Source organism: Paenibacillus sp. FSL R7-0652 (genome assembly GCF_038595045.1).
Lineage (GTDB): Bacteria > Bacillota > Bacilli > Paenibacillales > Paenibacillaceae > Paenibacillus.
Genome location: NZ_CP152001.1, coordinates 1,966,498 through 1,981,697 on the forward strand (window position 1 = coordinate 1,966,498; position 15,200 = coordinate 1,981,697).

Here is a 15,200-nt window from a genome sequence, read left to right on the forward strand (position 1 = left end):
CTGTCTCCCGTCCGTTTGAACCCGGTGCGCGGTCTCTCCCCGAACGCAGCCGGGTTCTTTCTTTCAATACAAATGCAGTAGAAGTGGAGGATGGTTAAGTGAACAATCAGCAGTTGATGGATTTGGTGAATCAAATGACGCTGGAGGAGAAGGTGGCCCAGCTGCTGCAGCTGACGGCCAATTTCTATGAAGGAACAGATACACAGGGCCAGATTACAGGTCCGATGGAAGAAATGGGCATCACGGAATCATCTGTACGTGCAAGTGGATCGATTTTAGGTTTATCCGGTGCACAGGCCATTATGGATGTACAGCAGGCCTATATGAAAAACAGCCGTCTTGGCATCCCGCTGCTGTTCATGGCAGACGTGGTTCATGGCTTCAAAACCATTTTCCCCATTCCGCTGGCGATCGGCTGCTCGTGGGATCTGGAGCTTGCGGAGAAAAGTGCGGAGATTGCCGCGCGTGAATCCGCTGTATCCGGTCTGCATGTAACCTTTGCACCGATGGTGGACCTGGTTCGTGATCCGCGGTGGGGTCGAGTCATGGAAACGACAGGTGAAGATCCGTATCTGAACAGCCTGTTTGCCGCTGCTTTTGTACGTGGATATCAAGGGGATAACCTGACAGAAGAGCTGGATCGTCTGGCAGCCTGTGTCAAACATTTTGCGGCATATGGTGCCGCGGAAGGCGGGCGTGATTACAACACGGTAGATATGTCAGAACGGCAGCTGCGTGAATATTATTTACCGGCATATAAGGCAGCACTGGATGCTGGTGTGGAGATGGTGATGACTTCATTCAACACGGTAGACGGTATTCCAGCCAGCGGGAATGAGAAGTTAATGCGCGGCATTTTGCGTGATGAATGGGGCTTCGATGGCGTATTGATCTCTGACTGGGCTTCGATCCGGGAGATGATTGCGCATGGTGCAGCTGAGGATGATCGTGAAGCTGCTTATCGCGCGATCCGCGCGGGTGTGGACATGGAGATGATGACTCCATGCTATGTTAAACATCTGCCTGAACTGGTTCAAAAGGGTGAAGTGGAGGAACATCTTGTAGATGAAGCCGTGCTGCGGGTGCTGCAGCTCAAAGACAAGCTGGGGCTGTTTGATAACCCCTTCCGCGCCGCTGATCCTGTTCGCGAGCGTGAAGTTGTCTTCTCCAAGGAGCACCGTGAAGTATCGCGGGAAATTGCTGCGAAATCTGCAGTGCTGCTGAAAAATGAAAATCAGGTCCTTCCACTCCGACTTGATGCGAACGTGGCATTGATCGGACCGTTCGCCGACAGTGAGGATATTCTCGGATGGTGGTCCTGTGAAGGCGTTAAAGCAGATGCGGTGAAGCTGGGTACAGCGCTTCAAGAACGTTTACCGCAAGGTACGGTTCGTATGGCGCAGGGCAGTTATGTGCACACCATCACGAAAGAACAGATTGCCGAAGCGCTTGAAGCTGCAAGTCAGTCTGATGTCATTGTGCTTGCATTGGGCGAAGATTCAGAGATGAGCGGTGAAGGCGGCTCACGCACTGACATTCGTCTGCCAGCCGCGCAGCTTCAGCTGGTGCAGGCACTGCAGGCCGTAGGTAAACCGATTGCGAGTGTTATTTTCAATGGCCGTCCGCTCGATCTGAACGGAGTTATTGCGGAATCGCATGCTGTACTTGAAGCCTGGTTCCCGGGAAGCGAAGGCGGAGCAGCCATTGCGGATGTACTCACGGGTGCGGTTAATCCATCTGCCAGACTGACGATGTCCTTCCCGCAATCGGTTGGGCAGGTACCGGTATATTACAATCATTTCAATACGGGGCGCCCAATCAACCCGGATAATACCGAGAATCGTTATGTTTCCCAATATATCGACAGTCCGAATGAACCGTTATTCCCATTTGGATACGGTCTTTCCTATACCACATTCGCTTATGGAGAGATTGAAGTGTCGGGTCAGGAGATGACTGCGAATGATTCTCTGACGGTTCAGTTGAGTGTAACCAATACAGGAGATCGTGCTGGTGTGGAGACTGTGCAATTGTACGTTCGGGATGTAAGCGGTGAAGTGGTTCGTCCTATGCGTGAGCTGAAAGATTATGTGAGGTTGTCCCTGGCCCCAGGCGAGACCGGCACAGCAGTGTTTACATTACATGAAGAGCAGCTGCGCTATCATCATTCTGATCTGAGCCATCGGAGTGATCGCGGAGAGTTTCATGTTTTGGTTGGACCCAACAGCAGAGACACACAAAGCCGTACATTCAGACTGGTTTAAACAGAACTTAGTTTACAAACAGATACCATTACTTAATATAATCAGGTCTTTCGTAAGGAAAGGCCTGATCCACATAACAGAGGAGCGAAGAATATGGTCAGTATCAAGGATATCGCCAAAAAGGCGGGAGTTTCCATCTCGACCGTATCATACGCGCTGAATGGAAGCAGCAAAGTGACCGATGAGACGAGTTCCAAAATTTTGGCCATTGCCAAAGAGCTGAACTATGTTCCCAATGCAGCTGCACGAACATTAAAAAAGAGAGAGTCACGGATTTTGGGTGTGTTTCTCACGGATTTCAGCGGTGATGTGTATGGCGACTTGTTAAGCGGGATGAAGGCGGTGTGCAATGCCCAAGGGTACGATCTCATTGTATGCAGCGGTAAACAGTCCCATCGGATGCTGCCCGAAAGAATGATCGATGGCGCCATTATTCTCGATCATACCTTTGCTAGTGAGGAACTGATGCAGTATGCCGATCGGGGACATAAAATTGTAGTGCTCGACCGTGAGCTGAAACATGCAAACATTAATCAGGTACTGCTGGATAACAAGGCTGGCGCTACACTGGCGATGGAATATTTGATTGAACAGGGACACAAAAAAATCTATGTAGTTACAGGTCCGGAAGGATCGTTTGACTCCGTACAGCGTTTGAAGGCGGTAAGGCAGGTTGCAGAGCGTGAGGCGGATGTCGAATGGATCGAAATCGCGGGAGATTTCGAGAAAAGCGGAGGAGAACGAGCTGCGGATCACATTATACAGACGTATAACGGACCGGCAGCGGTATTTTGTCTTAATGATGAGATGGCTATCGGCTTATGTGACCGTCTTGCAGATAGTGACCTTCAGGTGGGAGAGCAGATCGATGTCATTGGCTTCGATCATATTGAGCTGAGCAACTACGTGCAGCCAAAGCTGGCAAGCATCGATTACTCCAAACGAAAGTGGGGCGCGCTTGCGGCTGAGCAGTTAATTAAAATTATCGCTGGAGAACCGGTCGATCATGAGCGGATATATGTCACTTTGGTGGAAGGAGAGTCGGTGAAGGGACCAAATCATGCTGATCCTGCCTCCATACTTTCCATGCCAAATGAACGTGCAGCAAGCTATTGAAGCAATTTAACATGTTTCACAACCTTACCTGCTGCTTATCTGCAAAATCAAACGCTACAGCAAGAGACAAGCTTTGGAGGAATGAATCATTCTTTTGAGACTTGTCTTTTGCTGTATGCGAGAAGATGAAAAAAAGCCTCTCCAGAGAGAGGCTTCGCTTTTTACAGGCCTTTTGTTTTGTCATGGTTGTAGGATGAAGTGAGAATGCCTGTGATAAACAGTGTTAATACAACAGCAATAATCCAGAATGTCAGTGAAAACGACATACACTTCGCACCTCCTGCACAAGCTCATTTACTTCTATTATAACCATATTAACTAGAAAAGGAATGCCTCATCCCATCATTTGTAAAATAAAAAGTGGGTGGGCACCGGTCTCAAGCTGCCATCCGAAGGTCTATTCATTACCCGGTTATTCAGAATTAGCGATGAGGAACCGCCGCCATCGAGGTTATAGGCATCGATTACGCCCAGTTTGAGCAATCTGCCCTGCAGCTCTTCAAGCGTGGCACCAGAGCTTCCGCTTTCGTTATATCCGTCGACAACAATAATAAGTAATTGATCGTCTTTGTAGTTTCCAATGACGGTTCTTGGTGCCCGTTTCGGTGATACTTTCCATTTGTCTGGAATAATCGTTTTCTGTCCATTTTTCATAAGGATCGGTACAAATGTTGCTCCGAATTGGGGGCGTAAACGATCCAGTGTGCTTTTATCAAAAAATTTGCCTCCAACCAGCTTGCCGGCATCATTAAGGCCAACAAAGAACAGGTCTTTGAAACTGGCTTGAAAACCATTTACGTACTTACCGTCCATGACCGTTGTACTGAGAGGATATCGTTTACCGCCGCTGTCAGCGAATCCGCCGGCATTAATTCCGGCAATGGCTCCGCTCCGTTTCACGGCCTGCATCGTTGTCTCCGAACGTCCAGGCTCACTGCTCATGGCCATCTGCATGGCGCTGGGATCCTTCAGTTTTATCTTCATGGCATATCCTGTGTAGGTACCGGGATTAACATGGTACATTTCAATGGTGATCCGGTCGCTATCCACACGCTCGAAAGGAATACCGAGTTTGGATGTAATTCGTTTGTTGTAGATGGTTTCCGGACGTGAAGCCTGAACCGCAGCCTTCTGTACTATGGTTGACATGGTGCTGGTGGTTTTGTTATACAGCTGCGTTGTTCTTTTAATAGAAGAAGAAGTTTGAACCGCAGCATCTTTTGCTCCGGCAAGTTCCCTGCTGATGGCTTGGGTCTGAGCGGTTACCCGATCTTCAGGCAAAGCAGCGGGAAGCACGTTTCCGGTCTCAAGCTCGGGACGAAACAGCAGCATGCATATAATTAATCCTATAAAAGGAGCCAGTGCAAGCATAAAAAAACGATTAACCTGTTTCACGGGTGTAATCATTTGAGCAAGTCCATCTTTTTCTGGAGAGCATCGAGCTGCTTTTTCACTTCGCTCAGCTGCGTATACAATTTATTGCTGTTATCCGTTTTGCTGCTTGCATTATCCTTAGTGAACGTCAACAGTTCATTGAAAGACTGGACTTGTCCCTGCAGTGCTTCGACTTCCGATGATATCGTTGTCAGCTGCTTTTCATAATCGGTTTTGAGTGCGTCTATCTGCTGCTGTGTATGAACCTGAAGCTGGTTGATCATCTGCTGCTGGAGGTGGTTACTATAATAGTAGGTACCTGTAACACCTAATGCAATAAGAACAATCCACATGACCAGAAACCACTTGACCGATGATCTGATCCTGCCTTTGGCGCTCCGGGTGTGATGGATGTCAGAAGACGGGTCGGATAGTTTCATAACATCACTCCTGGTTTGATAGATTATGGTTAAAAAAATTCCAATCCTCATTCTACCATGCTGCAATTCATTACGCAAAAATGAAATTCTTTAAATAATAGCTTAAAAAGAGATTGCATCGGAAGGAAGTCCTAGGATACAATTTCTTATAGATGCAATAAGTAGGAACTTTGGGCGAGTCTTTCGACTTTTTTAGATAGAAATGCAGGAAATTTATACTAGGTTTTGATCATTTCAGGCATGGAAAGAGGGCCGTTTTGCCGTCGTTAGCGTGAGATACAGTTATAAAACAGAGCTTTTGAGCGTCTGGGTCCTGTATTCTTTTGTTATTCGACATAATCCGACCCTTGCTTCATCTATACTCGGACTGTCGCATAAACTGCGTAAAGAATGTAGATGAGAAGCAGAAGTCAACTGCCCAATACATAACAGGGGGAACCGCAATGAAAAAAGTATGGCAGGTGGTCATCGTAGATATCCACCCCACCAGCATGCTGGGTACAAAATTAATTTTGGAAGAGCAGAAGGATCTGACGGTGCGTGGTATGACTTCAACCGGAACGGAAGGCCTCGAACTTGTGACTATGCACAAGCCCGATCTGATTCTCATGGATTATCGTCTTCCAGAGGGACAGGCAGATCAATACATCGCTCAAATAAAAGAGCTGTCGAATGAAACACATATTGTTATTTTGACAGATGAAGATAACGTCAAGCTCTTCCGCCATCTAATGAGCATTGGAGCAAGCGGTATGTTATCGAAACAGGCTTCTCCAAGTCAACTGATTCATCTCATCTCCGGGCTGCGGGAGGGCTATGTTTCCATCCCGATGTCGTGGCTGCACAGTACAGATTGGGGCCAGCCTACCGATTCGCAGGCAGAAGAAAGTCTGATTGAATTAACAGAAACAGAAACTTTTATTATGGAAAGAATTGTTCAAGGGGTAACCTATGATAAAATAGCGAGTGAGATCAATGTGAGCAGACGCTCAATTGATAATTATTTGCGTAAAATCTATGTGAAGCTGGAAGTAAGCAGCAGAGCGCAGGCCATCGAACGTTATGCCCTGCATGCAAGGCAGTCCAAGACAGTGTCCTGATTATTGCTTCCACCGGCCCTGGCTGGCAGGTCGAACTAAAATAGTTCCTAACAGGTCGAAATCAGATTGGTCCAGACAGGTCATAAATCAGGCATGCTTCCAGTTATATTTGTTGTTCATCTGGAATAGGTTGTAGGGCGGCTGCGAGAACAGTTTCGGAATAGAGATGAAGGGGGATCTATCCATGAAATATTTCTTTGCTTCCCGAACCAACAGGCTTTTGTCTTCACCATTGAGGGATATCCGTGAGATGTCCGGCAAGGAGTATTTCATTTCACTCGCTGAAGAACTGCCTGCGGAGGAACTGTTTCCTTTTCAATTGCTGGAGGAAGCGGCACTGTCTGTTTTCAGTTCAGGTCCTTCTGCTCTGCAGTATGGTGAGCCCGCAGGATATGCCCCGCTAAGGGAATGGCTGAACAACGATTGGAATGTTCGCAAAGGTATACGGACTGTGTCCGACCAGATTCTGCTGACCACAGGTACCCAGCAGGCCATTGATCTCGTGATGCGTCTGCTGCTGGAGCCGGGAGACTCTGTGCTTGTAGAGCATCCTACCTCTCCTGGCTGTCTTGAAGTACTGGAAATGCAGGGAGCGGCCATTGTACCCGTCTTGGGAGATCAGGACGGCATTCTGCCGGATTTGTTGGAACAGCACATGCAGCAGGTGAGGCCGAAGCTGCTTTTTGCTGCACCCAGCTTTTCTAACCCTACCGGCATTCTGTGGAGCATGGAACGGAGAGAAGCCGTACTTGACTTGTGTTCTCGTTATGGAGTCCTGCTTGTCGAGGATGACTCCTATGGAGAGCTTCATTTTGACGGTTTGGAGCCGTCTGCGTTCTATCGAAAATACCCTTCACTCTTCGCACTGGATACCGCGGATCAGGGTGGACATGTTCTGCATATTGGCTCTTTCAGCAAAACGGTTGCACCCGCCCTCCGCACGGGATGGGCGGCAGGCCACCCGGCATTGATCCAGGCGATGACATCCGTTAAGCGAATTGCAGATGGACAGTCCAGTCCGATGAACCAACGGCTGCTGTATCAACTGCTCGCACAGTCTCCTTTCCGGTGGAGTGACCATTTGTCCATGCTGAACAAAGAGTACAAAATAAGACTTAAATTGATGTTAGAATTATTGAAAAGACCTGGCTGGAAAGGGTGCAGCTATCATATCCCTCAAGGGGGAATGTATCTGTGGGTGCAGCTGCCTGAAGGATTGAACAGTGAGGCATTGCTCAAGGCAGCTTTAGTAAAAGGGGTATCTTTTCTGCCCGGAACGCTATGTTCTACAGGCACGCTGGATCAACGATACATTCGGTTGAATTTCAGCCATCCGGGCCGTGATGAGCTGCTGCTTGGCATGAATCTCATTAGCGAAGCTATCTCGGAATTTACAGCACGGAGCTAGAAGAAGAGAAGATTGTATACGTAGTTATTCGATTCGAATTTTAAATATATAGATAACCTAGATTACCTTATTGCATCCACTAACATTTTTATATATAATATGTATTAATGAGTTGTTGGTTTCTTTATACTGGGCAGCAGCAGTTGCGAGTTCGGGATACGCACTCATACATTTTAATTATTGGGGGAAATTTCAACATGTCTAACGTTCTTTTTATTAAAGCTAATGACCGTCCTGCGGATCAAGCAATTAGTGTTCAATTGTACGATGCATTCCTGAGCGCATACAAAGAGTCCCACCCAGGCGATACAATCACTGAGCTGGATCTCTACAATACGGATCTTCCTTACTACGGTAACACTGTAATCACTGGTGGTTACAAAGCAGCTAACGGTATCGAAGCAACACCAGAAGAGCAAAAAGCAGCAGCACTGGCTGCACAACTGCAGGATCAATTCCTGGCGGCTGATAAAGTGGTATTTGCATTCCCGCTGTGGAACTTCACTGTTCCAGCACCACTGGTGAACTACATTTCTTACCTGAGCCAAGCAGGCAAAATGTTCAAATACACTGCTGAAGGCCCTGTAGGTCTGGTAGGCGACAAAAAAGTTGCACTGCTTAACGCACGCGGCAGCGTATATTCCGTAGAGCCTATGGCATCTGCTGAAATGTCTGTTCGTTATGTAACGAACGTACTTGGCTTCTGGGGCATTCAAAACCCTGAAGTTGTTGTAGTTGAAGGTCACAATGCTTCACCTGATCGTTCCCAAGAGATCGTAGAAGCTGGTTTGAAATTGGCTAAAGAAGTGGCAGCAAGCTTCTAAGCTTTTCCATTTCGATTTAAAGAGAACGCCCGTCGTCTCCCCAGGAGATGACAGGCGTTTTTTTTATGGCTTTAGCCAGTTGAGTGCGTGAAACGCGCGAAACAAAAAACCACCCGCTATGCGGGTGGAGGGATGAAGGGTTTGACCATTATGACCATTCCAATACAATTGAGATGTTCAGGCTCAAAAAGAAAGGAATGGTCATTCATGGCAACCAAGAGCTACAGCCTAGCTCACACAAAGTGGATGTGTAAGTACCACATTGTGTTCACCCCGAAGTATAGACGGAAAGAAATCTATAATCAAGTGAGAAGAGATTTAATCGAAATCTTTAAACGTTTGTGCAAGTACAAAGGAGTCGAAATCATAGAAGGTCACATGATGCCCGATCATGTCCATATGTTAGTAGCCATCCCTCCAAAAATTGCGGTCTCCACGTTTATGGGATATCTAAAGGGAAAAAGTTCGCTCATGATCTTCGAAAAACATGCCCAGCTTAAGTATAAATACGGAAATCGAAAATTTTGGGCCGAAGGGTACTATGTGAGCACAGTGGGTCTAAATGAAGCAACCGTAAGAAAGTATATTCGTGAGCAAGAAGCACATGATCAGGCGGTAGATAAGCTGAGTGTAAAAGAATACGAAGATCCATTCAGCAGTAATCGAAGCAAAAAGAAGTAAAACCAGTTTACTGGTAAGTGAAAGAGACAAATTACACTGAGCCTGAACAGCCCTGCTGTCAGGCTAGCGTCTTTAGGCGCAGTTTGGCAACAGGGGGTTATACCCCAAGAGCAAACCACCCGTTGGACGGGTGGTCCTGATTGTGCTGTATGACATTGTGAGCATCAAGCTGTACGTTCACATTGGAGGATGGTGACTCCAGAGCAGTTCCCTATAGTTCATCATATCGATTTAGTTTTTGGTTGTGTTCAGGAGATATTGTTCGGTGACTTCAGCGACCAGGGCAAGCTCTTCATCCGCTGCATGCTCGAGTTCATCCGAGTTCATATCCTGTCCGTTGACCCCATCCTGTTCCGTCCATTCGTCAACCTCCCCGGTCATCAAACCCTGATCCTGCATTACAAATACATGCTCGGATAATGCCTCAATCCCTTTAACGGTTAACATGTACTTTCCGCGGGAGACACGTTCAAACCAGCCGTAATAATTTTTTTGCAAAATGGATGCCGCTGTGCCTACACCTGTCTGCCGGGCAAGTGCTGCCGGGGAAGATTCACCGCTCGACCTCAAGGCTGCTGCGACACGTATCGCTTTTTCGCGATAAGCCGTCATCAGCTGCCGGCCTGTACTGCCGCCTGTATTGTAATCTCCGCTCCGTTCATCAAACTCCTTAAGCAAACGCTGCCGGCGTATACCGCTTTTTCGAGCGGAGGGTACGGCTTTGCCAGCAGCCGAGTACACCGCAGGGTCGCAAAGTACATCAATCAGAGGTGGTTTGGTTTTGTAAAAGGTGACCGTCAGCAGCCCGAGACCAAGCTGGCTGCACAGTGCGGTTAGTTCGCCCCAGCGCTGATTGACGGCTCCGCGCTTGGTTCGGTTACGCTCTACCGCCAAGTATACGAGCGGGCTGAGCTTGAGGCGCTGCATGCCCTGCAGGAGCAGAGACAGGTTAAACGTTTTTTTCATCTCTACAATAAGGGGTTCAGTCTGATCCGCGCTGACTCCGACTAGGTCACAGTGCTTCACCTCTGCCTTGACATCGAATCCGCGCTGTTCAAAAAAAGTTTTGACGGGGGAATACAGCTCCGTTTCATACTGTACAGCCATGCTCTCCGCTCCTCTCTTGAAGTTGTTTGTCTGTTTTCATTGCGTTGTCCGGTTTCCTTGGATAGAACCTTTATTATAGCATATTCATGCTTTTTTTTCTGAGGCCAGAAGATGTCTGATAGAACAGTGCGTACGTAAAATTCAGCGCGAAGGTTTGAAAAAAAGAGGTCAACTTATCCAAGTTGCCGCATAGGTATGTAATACACTTTTCACATCCATACAAGACATTTGGAACAAGGCTGGCGGGACGAAGCCGACCGCAGAAGGGTATTCAAGCAGGAGCTGCAATTCTATTGATTTCTTCATACCATTCGGAATGGTTGACAATCACACTAAAGGAGCCATGGGAGGTACCAAGCATGAATATTTTTGAACGTGTTGCGGAATATCGGGCAGAGAGTGACCGTTTGTCATGGAACGGAACATTTGAAGATTATATTGCCCTGCTGAGGGAGGACCCGACTCCAGCAATGACGGCTCACGCACGAGTGTATCAGATGATTGAATCGTTTGGGGTAGAAGAGGTCGGGGGGCACAAGCGGTACAAATTTTTCGAGCAAGAGATCTTCGGACTGGATCGTTCCATTGAGAAGCTGGTGGAAGAATATTTCCATTCGGCTGCACGCCGTCTGGATGTACGCAAGCGGATTTTGCTGCTGATGGGGCCTGTCAGCGGAGGGAAGTCTACGCTGGTGACGCTGCTGAAGCGTGGGCTGGAACAATTTTCACGAACGGAGAAAGGGGCAGTTTACGCCATTGAAGGATGCCCGATGCATGAGGAGCCGCTTCATCTCATCCCACTGGAGCTTCGAGCAGAGGTGGAGAAAGAGATTGGTGTGCGTATCGAAGGCAATCTGTGCCCATCCTGCCAGATGAGACTGCGCACGGAGTACGGTGGCGATATCAGTAAAGTTCCGGTGGAACGGGTCATTATCTCTGAAGATAACCGGGTGGGGATTGGTACATTCAGTCCGTCAGACCCGAAATCACAGGATATCGCTGACCTGACAGGCAGCATCGATTTCTCAACAATTACCGAGTTTGGATCGGAATCGGATCCGCGCGCGTATCGTTTTGACGGGGAGCTGAACAAGGCCAACCGTGGTTTGATGGAATTCCAGGAGATGCTGAAATGTGATGAGAAATTTCTGTGGAACCTGTTATCCCTGACGCAGGAAGGGAATTTTAAAGCGGGCCGCTTCGCGCTGATCAGTGCGGATGAGATGATCGTGGCACACACAAATGAATCCGAGTATAAGTCTTTTATATCCAATAAGAAAAATGAGGCTTTGCAGTCGCGGATGATTGTCATGCCCATACCTTATAACCTGAAGGTATCGGAAGAAGAGAAAATTTACGCCAAGCTTATTCAGCAAAGTGATATGAAACACGTGCACATCGCACCGCATGCGCTGCGAACAGCAGCTATTTTTTCCATACTTACCCGATTGAAGGAAACAAAAAAACAAGGCATGGACCTGGTGAAAAAAATGCGGATGTACGACGGCGAAGAGGTTGAGGGGTACAAGGAAGCCGATCTGCGCGAAATGCAAAATGAATATTTGGATGAGGGCATGTCCGGTATTGATCCTCGGTACGTCATTAACCGGATATCCAGTGCTTTGATTAAGCAAAACCTTCAATGCATTAACGCGCTGGATATTCTGCGTGCCATCAAGGATGGGCTGGATCAGCATGCTTCCATTACGAAGGAAGAGCGCGAGCGGTATTTAAACTTTATCGCTCTTGCACGTAAAGAGTATGATGAACTGGCGAAGAAGGAAGTACAGAAAGCTTTTGTTTACTCATTTGAAGAATCCGCCAAAACGCTGTTCGAAAATTATCTGGATAACATTGAAGCCTTCTGCAACTGGTCGAAAATCCGTGATCCGCTTACAGATGAGGAGATGGACCCGGATGAGCGGCTGATGCGCTCCATTGAGGAGCAGATCGGCATCTCGGAGAATGCAAAAAAAGCGTTCAGGGAAGAGATTTTGATTCGAATCTCGGCATACTCCCGCAAGGAGCGCAAGTTTGAATACAGCAGCCATGATCGGCTGCGGGAAGCCATCGAGAAGAAATTGTTTGCGGATCTCAAAGATATTGTCAAGATTACGACCTCTACGAAAACACCGGATGCTACACAATTGAAGCGAATGAATGAAGTCATCAAACGTCTCATTGAAGAACATGGATATACAGCTGCAAGCGCCAATGAATTGTTAAGATACGTGGGAAGTTTGCTTAACCGCTAACCTGCCGCACCATTCCGAATCAGGTCCTGAAGATTTGTTGTGAGGCTCCTTCACAGCATATTCAGGGCCTTTTTATATTGAAAAGATCAAAAATGAACAAATATTAACAAAAATAGGATTAGTTCTACGGTAAATAGTTCTTAGGGTATATGTTTGATTAGGTATTTTAGTCTATAATCAATTAAAATCTTTTTAATTTTGCAGTAAAAGTGGATAAGGAGTTGATCTGATCTGATATGAGCAGTATTTCAGCAGAAAGACAGAAACAACTGGATTACGTGGGGCTGGATGTAGGGGATTTAAGACTGCTTGCTGATCATCGGCCTGTCTTCAAGAAAGTCGTTGAGGAAGTGGTTGATCACTTCTATGAACACATCGGCAGGTATCCTGAGTTAATGGAACTGATAGACCGTTTCTCCAATATTGACCGGCTGAAGGAAACGCAGCGGATGTACTGGTTATCCATGACGGACGGGATTGTCGACGATGCCTATATTGAACAGCGGATTACCATTGGGCTGGTACATTCACGCATTGGACTAACGGCTAACTATTATCTGGGCGCTTACATGGTTTATCTGGATATTGCCACGAACATATTTCAGCAGCTCATTCCGGCTTCGTGGCATCCCGTTATACATGCACTGAGCAAAATGTTCAACCTGGACTCGCAGCTGGTTTTGGAAGCTTATGAAAAGCAGGAAAAAGAGCAGCTTGAGGAGCTTGCTGCGGATCAGGATCATACACTGCAGGCCATCACGAAGATTACCCAGGAGCTTACGGGTATGATTACAGAATTAAATGAAAATGCAGTGTCCATCTCCGCTGTAGCGAAGGAAACAGCCGTTTCTCAGGATCAGGCGCATATGCTGCTGGAAGAATTGACTGGAGAAATGCAGCAGATCGAAAAAATGGGTGAGCTGATTCGTGAAATTTCTGATCAAAGTCATCTTGTCGGCTTGAACGCTGCCATTGAAGCAGCGCATGCTGGAGAGTTTGGACGTGGATTTGAAGTGGTCGCAAGCGAGGTGCGCAAACTGGCGGCAAGCTCCAGAGAAGCGCAGAGTAAAATCCAGTCCAACCTGGATCAAATCATGGAAAAATTAAGGAAAGTACAGCATGAATCTACCCGCACATCGAGCGGAGCACGGAGTCAGGCTTCACGTTCGTCCGAGCTTGCCGTTTTTGCGACGGCTATGGAGAGGCTTGCAGCGGACTTGAAAAAACTCGAACAGCAGCAGGATAAGTAAGCTCCGAGCCCGCATGAACCTTCCATACCGTTTCGGGCTGTAATAAGCTATAATGGTAGACAAACCTGCCGATGTTATAGACAATATAACCGGAGACAGGGGATTCATAAAGAGGTTGAGGTGATTAGATGGCTTCTATTCATGATGTGGCCAAAGAGGCGGGCGTATCGGTTGCAACCGTTTCCAAAGTGTTAAACGATTACCCGGATGTTAGCGAAAAAACACGTAAAAAAGTGAATACAGCCATCGAACTATTAAAATATCAACCCAATGTTGTCGCACGTGGACTGGTTAAACGCCGTTCATGGACAGTGGGGGTGCTGCTTACCGTTCCGTTTACGAACCCGTTTGTATCGGAATTACTTGAAGGTATCAAAACAGCTTTGGAAAACAGCGGTTATGATCTAGTTCGATTATCAACACGATTTGATGACCCTACATATTCATTCATCAAGCACTGCCGCAGTCGAAATGTGGATGGCGTTGTTGTTTTCGGGGAAGGGCGGGAAAATAAAAGTATTCAGGAATTGGTCACTGCAGAGATCCCGACGATGTTTATTGATACTGACCTGTTCGGCAAACGTGCAGGATATATTACAACAGATAATGTTAACGGCGTCGCGATGGCAGTCAAACATCTCTATGAGCTGGGGCATCGCAAGATTGCCTATATTTCAGGTACCCTGGGACCTGCTGTAGCCAATCTGCGTCTGGATGGGTACAAGGAGGGGCTGCGTCTATGCGGCATTCCGTATGCAACGATCTATCTGGAAGTCTGTGACTATTCCTTTGATGGAGGCGCGAAGGCAGCGCGTCGTTTGCTGGCGCTGCGGGAACAGCCTACAGGAGTAATCTGTGCATCAGACATGTCTGCCTTTGGCGCAATCCATGAGATTGAGAAACATGGCTTCCGTGTGCCGGAAGATATTTCTGTGGTCGGATTCGACAACACGTATTATGCAGAAGTGTTTAAGCCAGGTTTGACCACGGTGAATCAGAATATTTACAATATTGGTATTCGAGCCATTGAATATCTGATTGCTATGGTTGAGAATCCATCTTATACACCGCCTGTCGTGACGGAGCCATCAAATTTAATTATCCGCCAGACAACGGCGCCAGTAAATGAAGCGGATCAGGAAGTACCTGCACAGCCTTAGGCTGTGCTTTTTTTTAGTGCCAGAATATAACGTGAAGTTGGAGTGAAAAAGGCATCGTTAACAGTCAGAAGTATAAAAAGAGGGGGTTGGACACTAAATTTCCATATTTACAGTTAAAGGTACAATGACATAAATTTGATTATGTAACCGCTTACTTTTGGTGTGAAGCAGGTTCTCCAGGGCGCTATAAGGCTCACTTGAGGAGGTTAAGGACCGTGCAT

Annotated in this window: 12 protein-coding genes; 9 read left to right on the top strand and 3 right to left on the bottom strand. The window is 47.2% G+C overall.

Features of this window, described 5'->3' with window-relative positions; translation table 11 throughout:
• Nucleotides 1-116 precede the first annotated feature (116 nt).
• Together bglX and MKY97_RS09060 are read left to right on the top strand one after the other, a co-directional pair.
• Nucleotides 117-2,264: a beta-glucosidase BglX gene (bglX, locus tag MKY97_RS09055; protein ID WP_342556287.1), complete on the top strand. Its 2,148-nt coding sequence runs from the start codon at nucleotides 117-119 to the stop codon at nucleotides 2,262-2,264.
• A 93-nt stretch (nucleotides 2,265-2,357) separates the two neighbouring features.
• On the top strand, nucleotides 2,358-3,380 hold the full coding sequence (locus MKY97_RS09060; protein ID WP_342555117.1) for a LacI family DNA-binding transcriptional regulator: 1,023 nt from the start codon (nucleotides 2,358-2,360) through the stop codon (nucleotides 3,378-3,380).
• 342 nt (nucleotides 3,381-3,722) lie between these two features.
• Here MKY97_RS09060 and MKY97_RS09065 read toward each other — a convergent pair whose 3' ends face one another.
• Both MKY97_RS09065 and MKY97_RS09070 read right to left on the bottom strand, forming a co-directional pair.
• Nucleotides 3,723-4,787 carry a phosphodiester glycosidase family protein gene (locus MKY97_RS09065; protein WP_342555118.1) on the bottom strand — a complete coding sequence of 355 codons (1,065 nt, stop codon included), beginning with the start codon at nucleotides 4,785-4,787 and terminating at the stop codon, nucleotides 3,723-3,725.
• Entirely contained in the window at nucleotides 4,784-5,194 is a 411-nt protein-coding gene (locus tag MKY97_RS09070) for a hypothetical protein (protein WP_342555119.1), read from the bottom strand. Before MKY97_RS09070 ends, MKY97_RS09065 begins: the two co-directional genes overlap by 4 nt.
• Nucleotides 5,195-5,637: 443 nt before the next feature.
• Between MKY97_RS09070 and MKY97_RS09075 the strand changes: the two genes are divergently transcribed.
• The 4 genes from MKY97_RS09075 (at nucleotide 5,638) to tnpA (ending at nucleotide 9,207) form a co-directional block, all read left to right on the top strand.
• The gene (locus MKY97_RS09075; protein ID WP_342555120.1) at nucleotides 5,638-6,294 is read left to right on the top strand and encodes a response regulator transcription factor; all 657 of its coding nucleotides are present in this window, start codon (nucleotides 5,638-5,640) and stop codon (nucleotides 6,292-6,294) included.
• A gap of 184 nt (nucleotides 6,295-6,478) precedes the next feature.
• Nucleotides 6,479-7,702: a PLP-dependent aminotransferase family protein gene (locus tag MKY97_RS09080; RefSeq protein WP_342555121.1), complete on the top strand. Its 1,224-nt coding sequence runs from the start codon at nucleotides 6,479-6,481 to the stop codon at nucleotides 7,700-7,702.
• 197 nt (nucleotides 7,703-7,899) lie between these two features.
• Complete coding sequence (locus MKY97_RS09085) at nucleotides 7,900-8,526, top strand: FMN-dependent NADH-azoreductase (RefSeq protein WP_342555122.1); 627 nt, start codon at nucleotides 7,900-7,902, stop codon at nucleotides 8,524-8,526.
• A 207-nt stretch (nucleotides 8,527-8,733) separates the two neighbouring features.
• Complete coding sequence (gene tnpA / locus MKY97_RS09090) at nucleotides 8,734-9,207, top strand: IS200/IS605 family transposase (protein WP_138227108.1); 474 nt, start codon at nucleotides 8,734-8,736, stop codon at nucleotides 9,205-9,207.
• A gap of 231 nt (nucleotides 9,208-9,438) precedes the next feature.
• Here tnpA and MKY97_RS09095 read toward each other — a convergent pair whose 3' ends face one another.
• Nucleotides 9,439-10,314, bottom strand: coding sequence for a DUF2161 family putative PD-(D/E)XK-type phosphodiesterase (locus MKY97_RS09095; RefSeq protein WP_342555123.1), 876 nt, complete (start codon nucleotides 10,312-10,314; stop codon nucleotides 9,439-9,441).
• A gap of 359 nt (nucleotides 10,315-10,673) precedes the next feature.
• On the opposite strand from MKY97_RS09095, the gene MKY97_RS09100 reads away from it, so the two are divergent.
• The 3 genes from MKY97_RS09100 (at nucleotide 10,674) to MKY97_RS09110 (ending at nucleotide 14,979) form a co-directional block, all read left to right on the top strand.
• On the top strand, nucleotides 10,674-12,569 hold the full coding sequence (locus MKY97_RS09100; RefSeq protein WP_342555124.1) for a PrkA family serine protein kinase: 1,896 nt from the start codon (nucleotides 10,674-10,676) through the stop codon (nucleotides 12,567-12,569).
• A 236-nt stretch (nucleotides 12,570-12,805) separates the two neighbouring features.
• Complete coding sequence (locus MKY97_RS09105; protein ID WP_342555125.1) at nucleotides 12,806-13,819, top strand: globin-coupled sensor protein; 1,014 nt, start codon at nucleotides 12,806-12,808, stop codon at nucleotides 13,817-13,819.
• Between the two features lie 128 nt (nucleotides 13,820-13,947).
• The gene (locus MKY97_RS09110; protein WP_342555126.1) at nucleotides 13,948-14,979 is read left to right on the top strand and encodes a LacI family DNA-binding transcriptional regulator; all 1,032 of its coding nucleotides are present in this window, start codon (nucleotides 13,948-13,950) and stop codon (nucleotides 14,977-14,979) included.
• Nucleotides 14,980-15,200 lie beyond the last annotated feature (221 nt).

What these genes read in the sequence shown, in the direction of transcription:
- bglX (WP_342556287.1), top strand. Translation starts at nt 117, where the DNA reads ATGGATTTGGTGAATCAAATGACGCTGGAGGAGAAGGTGGCCCAGCTG.
- MKY97_RS09060 (WP_342555117.1), top strand. Translation starts at nt 2,358, where the DNA reads ATGGTCAGTATCAAGGATATCGCCAAAAAGGCGGGAGTTTCCATCTCG.
- MKY97_RS09065 (WP_342555118.1), bottom strand. Translation starts at nt 4,787, where the DNA reads ATGATTACACCCGTGAAACAGGTTAATCGTTTTTTTATGCTTGCACTG.
- MKY97_RS09070 (WP_342555119.1), bottom strand. Translation starts at nt 5,194, where the DNA reads ATGAAACTATCCGACCCGTCTTCTGACATCCATCACACCCGGAGCGCC.
- MKY97_RS09075 (WP_342555120.1), top strand. Translation starts at nt 5,638, where the DNA reads ATGAAAAAAGTATGGCAGGTGGTCATCGTAGATATCCACCCCACCAGC.
- MKY97_RS09080 (WP_342555121.1), top strand. Translation starts at nt 6,479, where the DNA reads ATGAAATATTTCTTTGCTTCCCGAACCAACAGGCTTTTGTCTTCACCA.
- MKY97_RS09085 (WP_342555122.1), top strand. Translation starts at nt 7,900, where the DNA reads ATGTCTAACGTTCTTTTTATTAAAGCTAATGACCGTCCTGCGGATCAA.
- tnpA (WP_138227108.1), top strand. Translation starts at nt 8,734, where the DNA reads ATGGCAACCAAGAGCTACAGCCTAGCTCACACAAAGTGGATGTGTAAG.
- MKY97_RS09095 (WP_342555123.1), bottom strand. Translation starts at nt 10,314, where the DNA reads ATGGCTGTACAGTATGAAACGGAGCTGTATTCCCCCGTCAAAACTTTT.
- MKY97_RS09100 (WP_342555124.1), top strand. Translation starts at nt 10,674, where the DNA reads ATGAATATTTTTGAACGTGTTGCGGAATATCGGGCAGAGAGTGACCGT.
- MKY97_RS09105 (WP_342555125.1), top strand. Translation starts at nt 12,806, where the DNA reads ATGAGCAGTATTTCAGCAGAAAGACAGAAACAACTGGATTACGTGGGG.
- MKY97_RS09110 (WP_342555126.1), top strand. Translation starts at nt 13,948, where the DNA reads ATGGCTTCTATTCATGATGTGGCCAAAGAGGCGGGCGTATCGGTTGCA.